We start from the raw sequence: 20,186 nt of genomic DNA, 5'->3' as shown, positions 1-20,186 counted from the left end.
CGAGTTCTAGTTATCCGAGTTCTTGTTGCCAGATTCGTCGCTGGCCCCGGTGTTCTTATCGTGTTCGTGGCGCTTGTCCTTGTTATTACTGTCGTTGTCATCGCTGTCTTTGTCTTCGTTGTCATCGCTATCGGTGCTAGCGTTTTCTGAGTTGTTGCTGCCGGTAGCAAAATCCTCCGGACTCATTGACTCTGCCCATTGACGCAATTCATCTTCGTTAAGCACGCCATCGCTTGTCGGCGCCGTCGTATCAGAGTCAGTACTAGTCGACGAACCACGAGTACGGCCGTCAGCGAAACCAAAGGTGCCATAACTAGCATGCTTACGCCCTGTCGGGGAAGCTTCAAAGAAACGAACACCAAACTTTTCGACGCTGCGTTGCATCCGCCCCAGCAAAAACCCTCGAATAATCGGCCGGGTTAGCGGAAACACCAGCAAAAGGCCAAGCAACGCTGTTGCAAAACCCGGCACCGCGAGCAAGAAGGCCCCAGCTAAGGTCAAACCTATATCACCAGCGGATTTCCCTGCTTGGCGTAAATCCGGGGCAGCGTGCGAATCGTCGGCAAGCGACTCATCGCGTTGCGCCCGCAAACGTTGCACCAACGACGCTTGGGTCGCTGCGATGCGGCGAACCTCGATACGCGTGATGACGATTCCCAAAACCACCGTGGCCAACAACGCCACCATCGCCCAACCGAAACCAAGGAGACTAGCGACCGCCCAAAAAGCCAAGATTTCGGAAAGTATATAGAAAAAGAACATCACTACTGGCATGTCCACTACCCTACCGGGAAGCTGCTAGCTGCCAATAGCCACCACGCCGCGGTTAATTGCACCAATTGCCTGTCCGGCCATGCGCTTAATATCACCGCTATAGCCAGTCTTTGCGACCTGCTGCAACAGGTCGATGACTTGTCTACACCAGCGGACAAAATCACCAGGCGTCAGCTCAGCGCCGGATTCAGCGGCTGCGGCCAGACAATACCCGAGCGGAGCACCCGCACACCACTGGTGGATCGCGATGCTAAAACCAGGCTCTGGTTCCCGAGTATTCGGGAGACCGTGTCGGGCCTCGTCGGCAATGAGCTCCTCCCACAAACGCATGGTGTGCTCCATCGCAGTGGTCATCTCATCAGTCACGCCTTCGAATACCTGCCCACCAGTGGCGCGGCGGTTCTCAAAGGTGCACATTGATACCACCCCGGCTAGTTCTGCTGGGTCGAGATTCTGCCAAATCCCGCGCTTGAGACACTGCGCAACTAACAAATCCGAAGCATTATGCACTTGGGCAAGCTTCTCGCCCTCCGCACTCACTGTGGGTTCACCGTCGATAACGTCCACGTAGTCAAGTTCAGTGAGCAGATCGACGATGCGCCGCAGCATATCACCGAGGGTTTCTGTGGCCTTATCAACGGTGTCCTGCAGCCGCTCAAGTTCGCCTTTCCGGCGCACATATTTTTGCGCTAGCTGGGTGAGTTGTTCGCGCTCCAGCGCTGGCCAAGCATGAGCCGGGTGTTCTTTCATCGCTGTGCGAATCTTTGTGATGCGTTGCGTATCGCGCACCCGCGCGCGCAGTTTCATCTTCTTCGGGCGCGGGTATTTTTCTTTCGCGAACTTGTCGACGACAACGTGATTGTGTCGCCGGGGGTTTTTCACAGCTTTCGGCGGTAGCTTCATGCGGCCTATGATCGCTGGTGGATTCTCAAAGCCAGTGGAATCAATACGCGCCGACCAGCCTTTTTCGGTGGTGATCCATGGACGCGGGTCAGCAGTCTGATTAGCAGGAGTATTGACAACTGCCAAGACCGGCCGTTTCTTGCTTGGTAACGCAATCACGTCACCGATCTGCAGCTTCGCCAAAATGGCGCGGGTTTCGTCATTGCGTTCTTCCTTAGCCCGGGTTTTCGCAGACTTCTCTTCTACGCTGAGCCGTTTCCGCAGTTCTACGTACTCGGATAGCAAATGTGCGGGATCTTCGTCGTCAGTCGAAGGCGGTGCAAAGGCCGCGATTGCGTCGTTAAGCTGTTCTCGTAGCTTGTCGACACGATGGACTGCGCGTTCGATCTCGCGGGTTTCTTCCACCACCGAACCGTCAGCTTGATACTGGGCAAACGACTTTTCCAACAGGCGTAATGCATCGTCCATGCCCAAGTTATTGAGCAGGTTGATGGCCATGTTATAACCGGGCTCAAACGTGGAAATCAGCGGATAGGTGCGGGTTGAGGCAAGCCCCGCCACCTGTTGCGGATCCATCGCCGGTGCCCACTGCACGATCGCATTACCAATCGTGTCGATACCGCGTCGACCCGCACGGCCAGTGAGCTGAGTGTACTGGCCAGGGGTAAGGTCTACGTGAGCTTCACCGTTAAATTTTATGAGTTTTTCTAGTACGACACTGCGCGCCGGCATATTGATGCCGAGTGCAAGCGTTTCAGTAGCAAAGACCGCACGTACCAGGCCGCGGACAAACAATTCTTCCACAATATGCCGGAAGGCAGGGAGCATGCCCGCGTGGTGAGCAGCGAAACCTCGAATCAGTGCTTTGCGCCACTGTGAAAATCGCAGAATCTCAAGATCTTCCTGTGGGATTCCTTCCACACCGGTATCGATGACTTCCGCGATGGTGCGCTGTTCATCTTCGTTGGTAAGCACCATTTTTAAGCGCAAGCACTGGTGCAGTGCACCGTCACAGCCCGCCCGGGAGAAGATGAAAATAATTGCCGGCAACATATTTTGTCCCTGCAAAATACGCAGAACCTCTGGCCTGCCTAGCGGACGGTACTTATCCTGTGGGCGGACAATACCGCTGCGAGACGAACTCGAGCCTTTTGCAGAGCGGGAACGAAATCCTTGTCCAGCCTGGAAATCGGCCCTGCCATCATCGGCATCGCCCGCTTCTAAACGCGCAACACGGCGCTGCAACTCCGGATTGACCTTTGCAGCTCTTTCCGCAAAATCATCGCCCGCAATGCCCGATCCAGGCGCAAACAGTGGGTAGACCTTCTGTCCGAGCAACATCCATTGTTCAAGAGGCACAGGCCGGGTATCCGAAACGATCACTTCGGTATCTCCGCGGACAGCAGAAAGCCAGCGGCCAAACTCCTCTGAATTCGAGACCGTAGCCGATAGGCCAATGATCGAGATATGTTCTTCGAGGTTCAGGATGACTTCTTCCCACACCGCGCCGCGGGCTTGATCAGCCAGGAAGTGGATCTCATCCATCACGACGTGTGTGAGCCGATCAAGAGCTGGAGACTTCGCATAAATCATGTTGCGCAAGACCTCGGTGGTCATCACGACGATTTCGGCATCTGGCTGAATTGAGACGTCACCAGTGAGTAATCCCACAGCATCTGGGCCGTGGACGTCGACGAGATCATGGAATTTCTGGTTGCTGAGTGCCTTGATTGGTGTCGTGTAGAAGCACTTTGTCCCGCGGGATAGCGCCAACGACACCGCAAATTCACCAACAACGGTTTTTCCTGCCCCAGTTGGAGCACAAACAAGAACGCCTTGGCCGTTTTCGACGGCCTCGCACCCTTGAATCTGGAAAAGATCGAGCTCGTAATCCAATTGACTGCGGAAGGTCTCAAAATGGGTGCTCATCATAATTCCCCAGGCTACAAAATATCGTCGAAGCTAGAACCGTGACCCCGCGAATTGTGCATGCTGCGTTGCTGCTGCGAATATTGCTGTGTTGGCTGGCTTTGCCCCGCAGCCCGTTCGGGCGTGTGCTCTGGAACACTCTGCGCGGAGTGCGGTGCGTACACACGAGGCGAAGTTCCGCTGTCGGAAGAGACAGATTCCGGCTGTGCAACGGGGCCTGACACACTAGCCCGTTCGGGATGATAATCCAGCGGAGAAGCTTCCTCATCGGACAGTCCGGACCAGTCTGCTTCGTTTTTTGCACGGCGTTTGTCGTTGATTCGGCAGAACTGGAAGGCCAACTCAACCAGCAAAATAATCGCTATGGCCAAAATCGTCAGCGAATATGGGTCTTGTGCTGGAGTGATAAGCGCAGAAAAAATGAAGATCGCTACGATGGTGTGCCGACGCTTCGTTCGCACTGTCTCGTAGCGCAATACCCCCACTAGATTGAGCATGACAATGACCAACGGGATTTCAAAGCTGACGCCGAAAATGACCATGATCGCGACCACAAAGCTGAAATATTCTTGCCCGGTCAGCGCTGCGGTTTGGAAATCGGAACCGATTGTCAGCAGGTAGTTCAGCCCGATTGACAGCGAGAAGTATGCCAACACGGTTCCAGCTAGAAACAGCACCACCGCGATGGTGACAAAGCTGATGGTCCAACGGCGCTCATTACGCAATAACCCGGGAGTGATGAACTTCCAGATTTGGTACAGCCATACCGGAGCCGCCAACACTGCGCCTGCTAGCGCGCCGATCTTCAGGCGTAGCATAAACATTTCCATCGCACTCGTCGCCAACAGACGACACTCCCCCGAGGAAGTGAAATCTGCCCGAAGTTCCGGGTCAACGCCACAGTAGGGGCCACGCAAAATTTCACCCAACGGCGGGATCGGGCCAGGGGCATTTTGGTACCAAATAAATCCTATGACAGCACCAGAGATCACGGCCAACGTGGAAATGATGACCCTTCGGCGAAGCTCCTTCAGATGTTCCACCAACGACATATCGCCGGTTGGGGATTTTTTCTTCCTCTTGGAGTTTTTCCGCATGGAACGCAGCCGTGATACTAGTGTGGTACCGCCGCGTACGGCACGCGCAGAACGCCCGGGCTGGGGCGCTTCCGGGCGTGATGATCCGGCAGCAGCCGGTTGTGAATGGGGATGCGGTGACGTCATAAGCTAAACCAGTTGAACGAAGCGCGGTATCAGTGCAACCATGAGGCAGCTACCGGCGGCTAGTTAGTTTTGCGACCGTGGCTGGTTTTGTGGTTTATTCCAGAAATCTTCAGCGTCCATCCGTGGCTGTTGTTGGTGCTGCGATGGCTGCTGAGGTTGGGCACCCTGTTGGCTAATCGCCTGCTGCGGCTGCTGAGTCTGTTGCGCCTGCTGATTCCGACCATTCTGGTACTCGGCATCGTCGTTGCTCATTTCGCGCATTTCCGATTTCAAAATACGCGTAGAACGGCCTACCGAACGCGCCAAATCTGGTAGCTTCTTAGCGCCGAATAGCAACAGGATGATGACCAAGATCAACAAAATTTGGGTGGGGCTGATACTCATCAATCGCGCCTTTCTCAACGTCACAGCTATCGCGTTCATTGAGTGCAATAGCCGGGCGAGTCATTAAGATTTATCCGTATCAACCATACTATAACGCTGCAATGCCGCCTGGGCTTGTGCACGCACCGCGTCGGCAAGTTCATCCGGGGCTAGCACACGCAGATGATCAGCGTGGCTCAATGCGAAACGCGCAAACCACCCGGTGCTACCCACCGGCATGGTGGCACGGACCCAATCATGTGTGTCACCGTCTACTTCGTCTTCCCGCCGCATGTCATATTCGTCCAGCATCCATAATGCATCCGGGGCGATTGCAACTGTAGCCCTGGTGGAATCACGGAATCCGAATGGATCATCGCTCGAAAAATCCAATTTTGCTGCACGCGGCCGCGCCGTTTCTGCCAAAATTTCCACGTTGCGCATGCGGTCAATTCGGAAATTGCGGTGCTCGCCATAATCTTCCACATAAGCGGTTAAATAGGCGGCATCACCGCGGATAAAAATTCGAGCAGGATCAACCGTGCGGGAACTCGTGCTGTTTGACGAGGCTGACCAGTAGTCAAAGCGCACACGCTTTTTCGTGCTCAACGCCTGTGATAGCTGAGATTGCGTGTCTTCGGTAGCAGAAGAATGCTCGATAATGCTGTCGTAGATGGCACGCGAACGATCATCCATAATCGAGCGTAGTTTTTCAGCTGCTGACACTACTGCGGAACGATCCACCAGCCCTGGCATCGTTTCCAGCACTTCGACTGTGAGCAACAGCGCCCCGGCTTCCGTCGGTGTCAGCCGCAGCGAGGAATCCATTCCTTGATCATCGTGAATAACGACGCCGGTGGTCAGTTCGTAGCTCAAATCAATGAGATCCTGCGTCTGCGAGCTGATTCCGCTGCAGTGCAAACGGCCCAGCGCCCGTACCAATTCATCCGGAGTCAATCCTAAGTCTTTAGCTGCCTCAAAAATACTGCGGTCTGGGTGTGCCTTAAAGTAGGGCACTAAATTCAACGATTGCACTAATGCCGCGAGTTTTTCTGGTGAATCTGTGTGCTTCGTCTTTTTCATCCCTGACTCGCTTTCTGCAATAACTGGTAGACCTGCTCGCGAAGATCCATAGGGGCTTCCACGACCGCTTCTGCGGCATACGCAGCACACGTGCGCAACAACCAGTCACGATCTGCTCCGGTGATGGTCACAACTAGATCCCCACCGTTGAGATCCCCACCGTTGTCTGGAGCTTCACGCACCGACGACGCCGCTTGTTCTAGTGGCGGCGCAGCTTGGCGACGGGTGCGAATCGTCGCATTCACGGTATCTCGTGCGGCGAATGTTTTCTCTACGATCTCGCGCAGTGAACCGCTAGGTTCGGTGTGCGTGGCAGCCTGGCGAGAACGACGAATATCACTGATGCGGGTGGACCGAAAAGAACGCTCTGCCTGCCGGTCCACGTCCCATCCGACAACATAAAGACGGTTCCGACGCGGCACCAGGCCCCACAAATCCATGGTGCGGCGCTGTGGCTGCGCACCAGAATGGTGCTGATAATAAAAACTTACCCGTAATTTATGCGCTACCCCGGTTAAAATTGCCCGTAGTACTTCAGGGTCCAAACGGGTGATGTCGTTGTCAGCGATGAATCCTGCACCCGGGCTAATATCGCGGTGCGCACCTGATGCCGCGAGCTTCGTCCAACCAGCAGTGCTGAGTGCACCCAAGCCGCCCTCGCGCCCGACCTCGCTCGCAATTCCCAGCACGGTAGCCTCCTGGGGGCTAAAAGACACCTCCGGCAACCGGTAGGACTCCGGGTTCAGCCGGTACGTCGGACCATCCGCGCCGTCACCGGCAGAACTATCGATGTACACCCCGGCGCGTGCCAGCGTCGCAACATCGCGCTGCAATTGCACACGGAAGCTATGCTTATTTTCGTGGTAGCCGGCGACGTTGGCGTGAATCCAATCTGCACTGCGGTCTGGGTTGCCACCAGATTGTGCGGCACCCTGCAGCGCAAAAGTAAGGTTCGTCAGCCGCTCTACAGCCGCATCGTAGCGCGGACCGGTCTCTCTGCGCGGGGCGGGCGTTGCAGCTGCTGCCATGGTGATTACTCCGTATCGTTGTCGCCCCTGTTCATCAAAGCAAGCAATTCCTCGAGTTCGGGGCTGTCAGTAGCGAATGGATCACCAAAAGTATATTCCAGCCGAGCCGGTTCTGTGATCTTCATCCGAGACCAATCCACAGCAAACTCGGTCTCGGTTTCCCGCGCCCGGTCCAAAAATTTTCCACGCTGGTGCGCGCGAGTGGTGGCCGGCGGGGTATCCATGGCCGCGGTAATCGCCTCATCCGTCGTCCATCGCTCTACCCTGCCTTTATCCTGTAAGACCTGGAAAATTCCCCGACCAGGGCGGATATCGTGCATGGCGAGGTCAATTTGCGCGAGCTTCGGATGCGACCAATCATCACCGAGCCGGGCCCGGTAGTGGTCAAATAATTCTTTTTTGATTACCCAGTCGAGCTCACGATTGACCTGAGAGAAATCTTGCGACTCCAGGGCGTCAAGTGCCCGGCGCCAAAGATCGACGACACGGTGCATTTCGCTGGTGGCTGAGCCTCCATGTCCAGCATCGTCCAGATAATCGTCGCGGATTTCCAACCAGTCAGCCGCGTGGGCGCACAATGCTTGTTGGATTTCCAACGCGGTTACGGTCCCGCCGTTTTTTAAGCGGAGTTGCGTGCGACCACTCAGATCACGGGAAATCTCGCGGATTTGTCCGATCGGATCTGCCAGCTCGAAGTCCGGAAGCTCGCGTTCAGCTTCGATCATTTCCAGCACTAGCAACGCGGAGCCTACTTTTAAGGCAAACGTCGGCTCGGAGAGGTTGGTATCGCCGCCGATGACGTGCAAACGCCGGTAGCGTTGCGAGTCCGCATGAGCCTCGTCGCGGGAATTAATCATTGGACGCGCCCGGGTGGTCGCCGAGGATACGCCTTCCCACACTTGATCCGCTCGCTGTGAAAGTACGAAGCGTGCTGGGTGTTCATCGGTTTCTGGCTCAATCAAGCCAGCCCCACAGATCAATTGCCTGGTCACCATCAACGGTTCCAGTGCCCGTCCGATCGCTCGGAGCACCATGGACCGAGAAATCAGATAATTCTCGTGGCATCCGTAGGAGTTGCCGTGCGAGTCTAGGTTGTTTTTGAACAAATAAATATGCTTGCCGACGCCGTCGCGCAGAAGTTTCTGCTCTGCACGCTGAGCCAGCTCATCGAGAATGCGGTCGCCGGCACGCTCATAATTCAATAACTGGGTGATGCTGTCGCATTCTGCGGTGGCAATTTCCGGGTGGGCTCCCATGTCCAAATACAACCGAGAACCATTCGTGCTAAAGATGTTTGAACTGCCGTGTTCGTCTACAATCGGTTCAAAAAGATAACGCGCAACCTCAGCTGCCTCCAGCGTATGGGTGCCGTTGGCTGCAGTCGCGGTAATCCCGTATTCGGTTTCCACGCCCATGATGCGTCGGGTAAATACGGAATTCACTGTCCACCCTTTTGCACGTAGGAACGGACGAATTCTTCTGCGTTTGCCTCCAACAAGCCATCGATTTCATCGAGAAGATCATCGGTGCCAGAGGTAGAAATTTGTGCTTGGCCACCGACGAAATCGTCGTTGTCGGTACCATCATCGCCTGTGGAATGAGCAGTGTGTGAAGCTTGTGCACTGGAATTGTGTTGTGGGTTCGTGGCCATAATAATTCTCTTTCGTCTTTGTCGTTGTGCTGTGTATCTGTGCTGTGTATCGTTTTGGCGTTTGGCGCAGGTGTGCGCCGGTGCTTGGATACCGGTATTTCCAACAAACGTTAGCCGGTTTTTTGTACGCGGTTGAGCCGTCGAGCCGCTTCGGGCGCATTTGCTGAGCTGCTGATGATCTCTTCAGCTGCTGCTTTATTCAATCCGGTGAGATCCGTCAGGTCCACAAAGACCTCGCCGCCGGGGCTTTCTGCATCAGCGAAATGCAGTTCCTGCCAGTTTGCGGCTACCAACTCATCGGTGAAGCGTTCGATCATGCGTCCGCGGGTCCAGGCTCGTGACTCTGCAGGTGGCGTTGCCATCGCAGCATTGATGTCATCGTCGCTGGCTAACGTTCGCATCCGGCCTTTTCGCACCAGCGCGTGGTAGAGAGACTTCGCGGGGTCGACATCGGTGTATTGCAAGTCAATGAGCGCGATTTTCGGATCATTCACCGCGACACCACGGTCGAGGTAGCCCTTGATCAACGCGTATTTTGCGGTCCAATCCAGCAGGTGGGAAGTCGACAGCGGATCGTCGGCAAGCAAATCTAGGACTTCTTCCCACAACTCCAGCACTGTCGTGTCGACCGCGGACGGACCGGTAGCGGTGTGCTCTGTGGCAACTTCCCGCACACGATTGAGGTATTCACGCTGGATCTCAATTGCTGTGGCTTCGGAACCGTCGGCCAGCGTGATTTTATGGGTCAGACTCACATCATGGCTCACCGCAGAAATCTCAGCTACCGGATCCGCCGGGCGCAAATCAGTAAAGCGCACGCCCGCGTCAATAGTATCCAAGACCAACGCCGTGGTCCCTAGTTTCAGAAGCGTTGCGGTCTGCGACATATTCGCATCTCCGGTGATCACATGCAGGCGGCCGTGAGTCTCGGCATCGGTGTGCGGCTCATCGCGCGTATTGATCAAACCGCGGTTCAGTGTGGTTTCTAAAGAGATTTCCTGCTCGATATAATCCGCGCGCTGCGAAATTTGGAACCCCGGGGTTTCGCCACGCTGCCCCAGCCCAACGCGGCCGGCACCGATCATGATGATGCGGGTGACAAAAAACGGGATGAGACCGTCTGCAATGTCGGCGAAATCCGTGGTACGTGGGTACAAGTAGTTTTCGTGCGAACCATACGACGCGCCCTTGCCGTCCACATTATTCTTGTAGATTTTCAACGGTGGACACGCGCCGTGATTGGCTAGGGCCGAAGTGCCGCTTTCGGTAAAAGTTGCCACGTCATTGATGGCTTGCAACGCGATGCGGTCGCCAGCTTGGTCGTAGATCATGGCCTGCCAGGCATCACAGCATTCTGGCGACGAGTACTCGGGGTGGGCGTGATCGACGTAAAAGCGCGCACCGCTGTGCGTCACGACGTTCGCCACGCCTAAGGTCTCCGGATCCACCATGGAGCCGGTTCGGTAACGCTGCCGATCACCACCGCGGGTGTCACGGGTGGGATGCTCAGCGGCAAAATCCCAGCGCGACCGGGTTCCAATATTCCGGAGTGCGTAGCTCACCACGGCATGCGTGGAGGTCACAATTGGGCTGAGCTTGGGCTGCGTTGGCGTGGAAATACCGTATTCGGTTTCGGTACCCATGAACCGATGAAAATTTTTGGTGCTGTTCATTTTCCTTATTCCGGCCTATCAGTTTCTGGCAGAACGGTGGCTCCGACGACTACTCCGCGGGCAGCGTCCCGATTGGCTATGCCAGGCTCCGCGCGGAGACTACAGACTGTGATAGCTTCACGATACGGTTCCATTCTTCCGGATTCGCCGTATTTGGCAGATCCTCGCTCTCATCTTGTTCTGTGCGCACCGCTTGTTGAATATGCCGTAGAGAAATACCGTGCTCTCCAGCGGAACCGGAAGCGATATAATCCTTGATCGCGAGTTTTTTCGCGCGATCGACCACGTTGGCAATCAAGGCTCCAGAGACGAAATCACCGTAGTGCAATACCGTGGTGCTGCCATCGCGAAGAGTAAGCTCCACGAACGGGCGTGGGGCATACAACGCGTCCACCGCTCCGTCGATAAGCACAGTGAGCGGATCGGTGTGCGGGACGCCTTCGTGCAGATAGCGGCTGATAATATCTGGCGCTTCTTGCTTACTAGGGCGCGAGATGCGCACCTTGATATCCAAACGGCCTGGCCGCAGCAACGCGGGATCGATAAGCTCTTCCCGGTTGGTAGCACCGACCACGATGACGTTATCGAGGCCTTCCACCCCATCAATTTCGGTAAGCAGCTGCGGCACCGCTGTGGTTTCGATATCCGAGGACACGCCAGTACCACGGGTCCGGAAAATCGATTCCATTTCGTCGAAAAAGACAATCACCGGTGCCCCGTCAGAGGCCAGCTCGCGGGCACGTTCAAAAATTAATCGGATAACGCGTTCGGTTTCTCCCACGTATTTATTGAGAAGCTCCGGACCCTTGACGTTTAAGAAATACGATGCCGAGCCATCCCCGACGCGTGATGCCAGCGAATGCGCTACTGCCTTAGCAATCAAGGTTTTACCGCAGCCCGGCGGGCCATACAGCAGCACGCCTTTTGGCGGGTGTAATTGATAATCGCGGTAGAGTTCCGGATGATCAAATGGCATCTCGACGGCATCGCGGACTTGCTCAATCTGAGCATCCAAACCACCGATATCGTCGTAGGTGACATCAGGGATTTCTTCTAGAGCTAGTTGGGTTACTTCGGCCTGCGAAATGCGCTCAAAAGCAAACCCAGACTTGATGTCGGCCAGCACACTGTCGCCGGCACGAACGCTTCCAACCAACGGCGTTGCCAAATGAATCACGTGTGTATCGCCCTGCGGCGTAGACGCTAAAACGCGGACGTCTCCGTCTCCATCTGCATCGCCATCGACGAACTCACTAACGCGCATCACAACACCATCGGAAGTAAAACCGCAATCTTCAACGATGACACTTGCCTCACCCAGCCGGACTTGCGCGCCGGCGGGGATTTCGTGTTCCAGCAGTGGCGAGACGTTGACGCGTAAACGACGCGTCGAGGTAAACACGTCGGCTTCCCGCCGGTTACCTGGGGCGTAGCGCAAAAACACTCCATACGTGGACACCGGCTCTTGCAAAGCGTTGAGCTCAGTGGTCAGCTGGGCCAATTTATCGCGTGAAGACTTCAGCAGAGTCGCTAGTTTTTCGTTCCGTTTGCGCAACTCGCGCACGTCGCGGCGAAGCTGTAGCTGTGGGTCCGGGGTTGTCTTCGTCATACGACTGACCGAACCTCCCTTCTGCAGATATGGTGCATAAAGTTGTGCACTTAACGGTTGTGTCGCGCTAATCTGGTTCCCGACCACTGTGAATTTCTAGAAGTGAATTTCTAGGAATTTCTGGGCCGCAACCATGTGTTTCTTTAGGCAAAGCCTAACAAACCAGGCTAGGAATGGCTACGTTAAGGCAAGCTAGTACGCGAAAAGTTAGCGTCGCGCCTTGCGTTTGGGCCGTGGCGGTACGACTCCATCGGCAAGCCGCCTGGTCATGATCAGAAACGCGGTGTGTGCATTCATACGATGTTCTGGCCGTGTCGCTAGCCCTTCGACCTTCCAGTCACGCACCAGTGATTCCCATGCGCGTGGTTCGGTGAAGCATTGTTGCTCGCGAATACCTTCCATGACCTTCATCAATTGCGGGACTGTGGCGACATACGTAATGAATACTCCGCCCGGCACCAACATCTTCTTTACTGTGGTGAGCATTTCCCAAGGCTCCAACATATCCAGCACGATGCGATCTACTGGGCCGTCGGTATCTTCTGGCGTCAGCTCCTGGAAGTCACCTAACCGCGGGCTCCACCATTCAGGCTGTTCACCAAAATATTCTTTGACGTTGTCAATGGCGTAGCCAATATGATCTTCGCGCAACTCGTAGGAGTACACGTGGCCTTCCGGGCCTACTGCACGGAGTAACGCCATCGACAGCGCACCAGAGCCTGCACCAGCTTCCAAGACCTTTGCCCCACGGAAAATATCGCCCTCGATGAGGATTTGAGCGGCATCTTTCGGGTAAATTACCTGCGCGCCGCGCGGCATCGACAGCACATGGTCCACCATCAAATGGCGGAACATCAAAAACTGGCCACCCATCGTCGAGGTGATCACCGAGCCTTCATCCATGCCGACGATATCGTCGTGTTCGATGATGCCTTGGTGCGAGTGAAACTTGTTGCCCTCTCTAAGGTACAAAGTAAAGTGTCTCCGCTTCGCATCGGTGAGCTGTACGCGATCACCGTATTTAAACGGACCAGAATATGCCATTAAGCAGCCTTTCTTTTAGATTGTTCAGCGCTAGTTAATCAGGTAGGCCTCGAGTGCTTGCGACAGCCACAATTGATCTTGCACGCCAATCATTTCCCGCGCCGAGTGCATCGACAACATTGGCACTCCTACATCGACGGTATCGATACCCAATGCCGTCGCCGTAGCTGGGCCAATCGTAGAACCACACGGCACTGCGTTGTTACTCACATAATTTTGGATCGGGACCATCGCAGCCCGGCACGCATTTTCCCACAATGCAATCGTGCGAGCGTTCGACGCATAGCGCTGCTTCGAATTGATTTTGGTGACCGGACCGCCACCTATAATCGGTGGATTATGTGGATCATGCTTGTCCGCATAATTCGGGTGAATCGAATGCGCTGCATCTGCAGACACGCACGACGAACGACGCAGCATTTGTAAATAGCTTTCACGGTCTGCACCCAACGCGGTCGCGGTGCGCTCTAGGACTTCCGACAAAATGGGGCCTTGTGCACCGGTCGTCGAGGCAGAACCGATTTCTTCATGGTCGAAAGCTGCCAAGACTGCAATATCCGAGCCGAAATCACCAGAAGCAATGGCACGTTGCAGCGCAGTCAGACTAGCAAACACGCTGGAAAGATTATCCATGCGGGAAGAAGCCAGTAGGTCTGCCTGCGCACCAAATAATCCAGCCGGCTGCGATGGGGCTGTGATCAAACCCCAGGACGCAATATCTGATTCGGCAATCCCCAGTTGATCCGCTAATACTTCCGAAATACCAGTGTGGCTGGCTTGGTCCTGGATAGCGCTACTGGCGGCGTCGGCAAGCCCGATAATGGGGTGCAGGTGTTTTTGCTTGTCGACGCTGAACTCTTTCGAACCATCGAGGTGAATCGCCAAATGCGGAATCCGCAACAGTGGTCCGGTATTCACCAACCGCTCGGAACCGTCGGTCAGAATTACCTGGCCTGCCAGGGTGAGCTCCCGGTCAAACCAGGAAGAAATAATCGGCCCACCGTAGACTTCCACACCCAACTGGTGCCAGCCATGCTGCGTGCTATCAGGCTGTGGTTTCAGGGTGAATCCTGGAGAATCAGTATGCGAACCGATGATCCGGAAACCGGAATTCGTTCCCGCATCCTCCGGTACGTACCATGCCATGACTGCGCCATCACGCACGATGACATGCCCTCCCGGGCTAGCATCCCAGGGCTGATCTTCCTCATGCTTTTGGAACCCAGATGCTACAAGCTGCTCAGCGACCCGATACGCCGCATGAAACGAACTCGGCGCAGCATCCAGAAACTCCATGAACTGGTTAATCTCGTTCATCATTACTCACACACTTTCAGGTCACACGCGCTAATCTTTCCGTCTCACCCAGCTTAGTGGTAACCCAGGTGCACCGTTTAAGCTGGATTACATTATGAGCACCACGAGCACACCGAAAAATTCCCAAGGTTCTCGAAAACCAAAACCACTAGCGCTGTCCCCATCACGGGCTGGTGACTATCAACAGTGCCCGTTGCTGTACCGCTTACGCGCGATTGATAGATTGCCGGAACCCAAAACTTTGGCCCAGGTCAAAGGTACTTTGGTGCACTCAGTTTTAGAGGATATGCACAAGCTGCCAGCTAACGAGCGCACGTACCCCGCCGCTGTGAAAATACTCAAACCGAATTGGGAAAAGATGCGTTCTGCCGACGATGAGCTTATAGATTTAGTGCCAGAAGCAGAAACCTACGATTTCTTAGTGGAATGTCGCAGCCTGGTAAAAGGCTATTTTCAGATGGAAAACCCGCAAGGTTTCGATGCGGAATCGGTGGAGATGTATGTCGATACCGTGCTGCCTAATGGTGTCCCGGTGCGTGGGTTCATTGACCGAGTGGATAGAGCGCCAACTGGTGAAGTCCGCGTGGTCGACTACAAAACCGGCAAGAAGCCAATCCCCCGGTTTTCCCACAACGCGCGATTTCAAATGCTGTTTTACGCGCTGGTGTACTGGCGCCTACGCGCAACAATCCCGCACCAATTACGGCTGATGTATATCAAGGTTATTGACGATATGGTGCTTGCGCCTTCCCAAGAAGAACTCGAATTTTTCGAGCGGGACCTGGGAGAATTATGGGCCAAAATTGAAAGAGATGGGCGTAGCGGACACTTCCGCACCAAAACCTCAAAGCTATGCGGCTGGTGCCCGCACCAAAAACTTTGCCCGGAGTTTGGGGGAACTCCTCCCCCGTATCCCGGTTGGCCTGGATCAACCGCCGATTAATCCACGGGCTACTGCTCACCCCCGGCGCATCCGCAGCCCATGAATTCGCCTAGTCTAAGACAGACCGCTGATGACGCCGTCGTCACTAATATCGATGGCTTCTGCCGCCGGGCGTTTCGGCAGTCCAGGCATGGTCATGACCTCACCTGTCAAAGCCAGGACAAATCCGGCACCGGTACGCGGCAATAGTTTGCGCACGTGCAGCGTATGACCCTTCGGTGCACCAAGCTGGGAAGGATCATCGCTGAAAGAATACTGCGTTTTCGAGATACAAACCGGCAAATGATCCCATCCGCATTCACGTAAATAATTCAGGTCTTTGCGTGCATTAACTGAGTACTCGACGTTGCTTGCTCCGTAGACCTGTTTTGCGATGGTTGCGATTGATTCCTCCACGCCCTTCGCAGGGTCATACAGGGTTGTGCTCTGACCATTGAGGTTTGCCAACACCTTTTCTGCAAGGTCCTTCGCACCGGCACCGCCATGAGCAAATACGGTGGATTCAGCCAACTCCACATCAAACTTCTGCGCCCAGTCATGCATAAACGCAATTTCTTCAGCGGAATCCGAACCAAAGATATTCAGCGCCACTACCGGGTTTACGCCGAATTGGCGTACGTTATTAACATGTTGCTCTAGGTTGGCCACGCCTTCTGCCAGAGCTTCCACATTAGATTCTTCGAGGTCAGTTTTCGCTACACCACCGTTGAATTTCAGTGAGCGAATCGTAGCGACGACAACGGCAGCATCGACATTCAAATCAGCGTGGCGGGCCTTAATATCGAAGAATTTTTCGGCACCCAAGTCAGATCCGAACCCGGCCTCTGTCAACACGATATCGGCTTGGTTGAGCGCTACTTTTGTCGCGAGAACGCTGTTGCAGCCGTGGGCGATATTACCGAACGGTCCTGTGTGTACCAGTGCTGGAACTCCCCCGAGCGTCTGTACCAAGTTTGGTTGCAGTGCGTCTTTCAGCAGCACGGTCAGTGCACCGTCTGCGCCGAGTTCCCGTGCAGTCACCGGTTTTTTGTCGTAGCTGTAGCCGACGGTGATATCGCCTAGACTCTTACGTAAATCGGCCAAATCAGTAGACAGACCAACCACGGCCATGATCTCTGAGGCTGCGGTAATCGTGAATCCAGATTCCCGTGGGGATCCGTTGCCTGGCCCACCCAGCCCGGTGACGACGGAACGCAGCGAGCGGTCATTGACGTCTTCGCAGCGCTGCCACGTGACGCGACCCGGATCAATGCCTAGCTCATTTCCTTGGTGAATATGGTTATCGATCAAGGCAGCCAGCGTGTTGTTAGCTGATGTGATCGCGTGAAAGTCCCCATTGAAGTGCAGGTTGATTTCGTCCATGGGCACAATCTGGGAATAACCCCCCCGGCAGCCCCGCCTTTAATACCCATGACAGGCCCTAGCGACGGTTCTCGGATAGCTACCATGGCGTTCTTGCCGGCTTGAGAAAGCGCGTCGGTGAGACCGATCAGCGTGGTCGACTTTCCTTCGCCGGCTGGTGTAGGCGAGACACCGGTGACCAGCACAAGTTTGCCGTTTTCTCGGCTCCAATCTAGCTTACTGGTGTCAATCTTGGCTTTCTTCTCGCCATACGGAACTAGGGCTTCAGCAGGAATGCCTGCCTTATGTGCAATGTCCGTGATGGGCTCTAGCGGGTGATGGTTTGCGATTTCAACATCGGTAGGGATAGAACTCATGCCCACCACTGTAGCCGCTGTGGGCTTCAGTGATGGGCATTCTATTCGTGGTATGACTCGATGGTCGCAGCCTGGTACTTTCTAGTCGTCCAAATAGAGTTTACCGCGGAATTCTGGATGCATCAGGTTTTCCTTAGACAAAACCCGGTCGACGGTTTCTTCGTCCAAGAGCCCTTTCTCCAACACCAATTCGCGGACAGATTTGCCGGTCTTCGCTGCCTCTTTACCGATGAGATCACCTTGATGGTGGCCGATCAGCGGGTTCAGGTACGTGACGATACCAATGGAGTTTTCTACATACTCACGGCACACATCCGCATTAGCGGTGATACCGTCTACACACTTTTCGCGCAAAGCATCCACGGCGTTGCCCAAGATACGTACGGACTGGAACAGTGCCTCACCCATGACTGGTTCCATGACATTAAGCTGCAACTGGCCTGCTTCAGAAGCCATCGATACAGTGAGATCGTTACCGAATACTTTGAAGACGGTTTGGTTGACAACTTCCGGAATAACCGGGTTGACCTTCGCAGGCATAATCGACGAACCAGCCTGACGTTCCGGCAAATTGATCTCATTCAAACCAGTACGAGGACCCGAGGACAGCAAGCGCAAGTCATTGCTAATCTTGCCCAGCTTGGAGGCCGCACGCTTGACTGCCGAATGCGCCAGCACGTAGGCGCCGGTATCCGAGGTTGCTTCGATGAGGTCACGGGCCGTCTTTAATTCCAGGCCAGAAACCTCCGAGAGTGCGGCGGTGACTTGGTGCCGGTATCCCGCAGGAGTGTTGACTCCAGTTCCGATTGCCGTAGCGCCCAAGTTGATTTCCAACAGGCGCTCCTGAGCCTCGCGTAATACCGATTGCTCTTCTGCCAAGTTGGCACCAAAAGCGCGGAACTCGTCGCCAAGCGTCATAGGAACGGCATCCTGCAGTTGGGTACGGCCCATCTTCAGAATGTCGGAAAATTCATGCGCCTTCTTGGTAAACGACTGCTCCAATTTGCCAATCTGGTTGATCAAACGATCCAGAACCGCGATCAGGCCCAAACGGAAACCGGTTGGGTATGCGTCGTTAGTGGACTGCGACATGTTGACATCGTCGTTGGGGTTGATGACATCGTAGGCACCTTTGTCTTCGCCCAGGTACTCCAGAGCCAAGTTGGTAACAACCTCGTTAGTATTCATGTTTAGCGAGGTTCCGGCACCGCCCTGGAAAACATCCAACGGGAATTGATCCATGCACCGGCCTTCTTCCAAGATCTGGTCACAGGCCCAGATGATGGCTTCTGCTTTTTTCTTCGGCAGCGTATGCAGACGACGGTTGGCCATAGCCGCGGCTTTTTTCACCATGACCATGCCGCGAATGAACTCGGGAACATTGTTGATAGTTACCCACGAGATCTGGAAGTTATCGATTGCACGCATTGTGTGCACGCCATAATAAACATCGTTGGGAACTTCCATCTCGCCGAGCAGGTCGCGCTCAATACGAGTTTTCTTCTTCGATGTCGTTGCTTGTGAATTCGACGCTTGTGAATTCGACGAACTCGTTGATTTCGTTTCTGGTTTGTTGACTGCGCTAGCGTCGGTATTTGTCTTGCTGCTATCTGTGCTTTCGCCCGGCTTCTTGCTTTCGTCCGACTTCTTGGCCATCTGAGAGTCACTCCTTTTGCGCGTGTTACGCCATAATTCGTGCTGTAGTTAGTGAGGACAACAATTACTAAGGGCTGCTTTGTGCCCGTTGCCTACCCCAGAGTACCTGCGGAACTACATACGCGCGATGCGTAAATCGGAAGCCAGAATAGCTTCGGCTCCCACCGCAGAAATTTGATCCATAAGATTGTTGGCTTGCTTGCGTGGAACCAGCGCGCGTACCGCTACCCAGTTCTCGCGTGCCAGTGGAGACACCGTTGGGCCAGTCAATCCCGGGGTAAATTTCGCAGCTTCGTCCAGGTTGTCACGCGAGATATTGTAGTCAATCATCACATAATTCTGCGCATGCAAAATTCCCTGGATCCGGGAGAGTAAAATCTTCTGTTCGTCAGTAATTTCTGCCCCGCGGCGTGAAATGACCACTGCCTCGGATTCGATAATCGGCTCCCCAAATGCCCGCAGTCCCTGCTGGCGTAAAGTATTGCCCGTCGAGACCACATCGGCGATGGCATCGGCAACGCCCAATTTAATCGAGATTTCTACCGCACCATCCAAGCGGATAACTTCTGCGTCTATACCGCGCTGCGCCAGGTAATCCCGCACCAAGTTCGGATAAGACGTCGCAATCCGCTTTCCGGTAAGCTGTTCGACCTTCCACTCTTCGTTATTCGGAGCCGCGAAGAAAAAACGAGAATCACCGAACCCCAGCGGCAATACCTCGTCGACTGCTGCCCGTGAATCCGCAGCTAGGTCACGTCCGGTAATTCCCAGATCCAGCTGGCCGTTAGCAACATAGATGGCGATGTCTTTTGGACGCAGAAAGAAAAATTCGATGTTGTGCTCGGTATCGGCGACCGCCAATGCTTTGCTATAACCGCGGGTTTTGTATCCCGCTTCTTTCAAAATGGATTGTGCCGCGTCGGAAAGCGATCCTTTATTGGGAACAGCGATTTTGATCATGAGAGTTTACTAGCCTCGAAGTTGTGCTCAATGTTGATTAGAGATAGCGGTAAATATCGTCTGGATTGAGACCGCGGGCGACCATCATAACCTGCGTCCAGTACAGTAACTGGGAAATTTCCTCCGACAGTTCCTCATCCGATTGGTATTCCGCGGCAATCCAGACTTCGCCGGCTTCTTCAATAACTTTTTTGCCGATGTGATGCACGCCAGCATCGAGGGCTTGGACAGTCCCCGATCCTTCGGGGCGCTGCTGTGCTTTCTGGGCAAGTTCTGCATGCAACTCGTCAAAATTCTTCACGACGGCCATTC

General features: G+C 54.6%; 16 protein-coding genes and 1 pseudogene. 1 reads left to right on the top strand and 16 read right to left on the bottom strand.

Annotated features, from left to right (window positions below):
* Positions 1 to 6 precede the first annotated feature (6 nt).
* The 12 genes from QP888_RS08020 to QP888_RS07965 all read right to left on the bottom strand — a co-directional run bounded on the left by QP888_RS08020 (position 7) and on the right by QP888_RS07965 (position 14,597).
* The gene (locus QP888_RS08020) at positions 7 to 774 is read right to left on the bottom strand and encodes an FxsA family protein (protein WP_284813011.1); all 768 of its coding nucleotides are present in this window, start codon (positions 772 to 774) and stop codon (positions 7 to 9) included.
* A gap of 24 nt (positions 775 to 798) precedes the next feature.
* Entirely contained in the window at positions 799 to 3,609 is a 2,811-nt protein-coding gene (locus QP888_RS08015) for a DEAD/DEAH box helicase (RefSeq protein ID WP_284813010.1), read from the bottom strand.
* A gap of 11 nt (positions 3,610 to 3,620) precedes the next feature.
* Complete coding sequence (gene tatC / locus QP888_RS08010; RefSeq protein ID WP_502869164.1) at positions 3,621 to 4,658, bottom strand: twin-arginine translocase subunit TatC; 1,038 nt, start codon at positions 4,656 to 4,658, stop codon at positions 3,621 to 3,623.
* A gap of 234 nt (positions 4,659 to 4,892) precedes the next feature.
* Positions 4,893 to 5,213 carry a Sec-independent protein translocase subunit TatA gene (gene tatA / locus QP888_RS08005; protein ID WP_284813009.1) on the bottom strand — a complete coding sequence of 107 codons (321 nt, stop codon included), beginning with the start codon at positions 5,211 to 5,213 and terminating at the stop codon, positions 4,893 to 4,895.
* Positions 5,214 to 5,276: 63 nt separating this feature from the next.
* Positions 5,277 to 6,275, bottom strand: coding sequence for a helix-turn-helix transcriptional regulator (locus QP888_RS08000; protein WP_284813008.1), 999 nt, complete (start codon positions 6,273 to 6,275; stop codon positions 5,277 to 5,279).
* The gene (locus tag QP888_RS07995) at positions 6,272 to 7,303 is read right to left on the bottom strand and encodes a helix-turn-helix transcriptional regulator (protein WP_284813007.1); all 1,032 of its coding nucleotides are present in this window, start codon (positions 7,301 to 7,303) and stop codon (positions 6,272 to 6,274) included. Before QP888_RS07995 ends, QP888_RS08000 begins: the two co-directional genes overlap by 4 nt.
* Before the next feature lie 5 nt (positions 7,304 to 7,308).
* The gene (gene pafA / locus QP888_RS07990) at positions 7,309 to 8,745 is read right to left on the bottom strand and encodes a Pup--protein ligase (protein ID WP_284813005.1); all 1,437 of its coding nucleotides are present in this window, start codon (positions 8,743 to 8,745) and stop codon (positions 7,309 to 7,311) included.
* Positions 8,742 to 8,954 (bottom strand): ubiquitin-like protein Pup, encoded by a 213-nt coding sequence (locus tag QP888_RS07985; protein ID WP_284813004.1) that lies wholly within the window; start codon positions 8,952 to 8,954, stop codon positions 8,742 to 8,744. Before QP888_RS07985 ends, pafA begins: the two co-directional genes overlap by 4 nt.
* 110 nt (positions 8,955 to 9,064) lie before the next feature.
* Positions 9,065 to 10,627, bottom strand: coding sequence for a depupylase/deamidase Dop (gene dop, locus QP888_RS07980; RefSeq protein ID WP_284813003.1), 1,563 nt, complete (start codon positions 10,625 to 10,627; stop codon positions 9,065 to 9,067).
* A gap of 76 nt (positions 10,628 to 10,703) precedes the next feature.
* A complete protein-coding gene (gene arc, locus QP888_RS07975; RefSeq protein WP_284813002.1) occupies positions 10,704 to 12,236 on the bottom strand; it encodes a proteasome ATPase in 1,533 nt (510 codons plus the stop codon).
* Positions 12,237 to 12,443: 207 nt separating this feature from the next.
* Positions 12,444 to 13,280, bottom strand: a complete 837-nt coding sequence (locus tag QP888_RS07970) for a tRNA (adenine-N1)-methyltransferase (RefSeq protein ID WP_284813001.1) — start codon at positions 13,278 to 13,280, stop codon at positions 12,444 to 12,446.
* Positions 13,281 to 13,310: 30 nt separating this feature from the next.
* On the bottom strand, positions 13,311 to 14,597 hold the full coding sequence (locus QP888_RS07965) for a M18 family aminopeptidase (protein ID WP_284813078.1): 1,287 nt from the start codon (positions 14,595 to 14,597) through the stop codon (positions 13,311 to 13,313).
* A 94-nt stretch (positions 14,598 to 14,691) separates the two neighbouring features.
* Between QP888_RS07965 and QP888_RS07960 the strand changes: the two genes are divergently transcribed.
* Positions 14,692 to 15,540, top strand: coding sequence for a RecB family exonuclease (locus QP888_RS07960; protein WP_284813000.1), 849 nt, complete (start codon positions 14,692 to 14,694; stop codon positions 15,538 to 15,540).
* 54 nt (positions 15,541 to 15,594) lie between these two features.
* Here QP888_RS07960 and QP888_RS07955 read toward each other — a convergent pair.
* From QP888_RS07955 to QP888_RS07940, 4 genes and pseudogenes are all read right to left on the bottom strand, one after another.
* Positions 15,595 to 17,249, bottom strand: a pseudogene (locus QP888_RS07955) (formate--tetrahydrofolate ligase).
* Positions 17,250 to 17,339: 90 nt separating this feature from the next.
* The gene (aspA, locus tag QP888_RS07950) at positions 17,340 to 18,914 is read right to left on the bottom strand and encodes an aspartate ammonia-lyase (RefSeq protein WP_284812998.1); all 1,575 of its coding nucleotides are present in this window, start codon (positions 18,912 to 18,914) and stop codon (positions 17,340 to 17,342) included.
* Positions 18,915 to 19,028: 114 nt separating this feature from the next.
* Complete coding sequence (gene hisG, locus QP888_RS07945) at positions 19,029 to 19,874, bottom strand: ATP phosphoribosyltransferase (RefSeq protein WP_284812996.1); 846 nt, start codon at positions 19,872 to 19,874, stop codon at positions 19,029 to 19,031.
* A 37-nt stretch (positions 19,875 to 19,911) separates the two neighbouring features.
* Positions 19,912 to 20,184: a phosphoribosyl-ATP diphosphatase gene (locus QP888_RS07940; protein ID WP_284812995.1), complete on the bottom strand. Its 273-nt coding sequence runs from the start codon at positions 20,182 to 20,184 to the stop codon at positions 19,912 to 19,914.
* Positions 20,185 to 20,186: the final 2 nt, after the last annotated feature.

This window comes from Corynebacterium sp. MSK297 (genome assembly GCF_030232885.1).
Classification (GTDB): Bacteria; Actinomycetota; Actinomycetes; order Mycobacteriales; family Mycobacteriaceae; genus Corynebacterium.
This window is presented reverse-complemented; position numbering and strand designations above follow the sequence as displayed.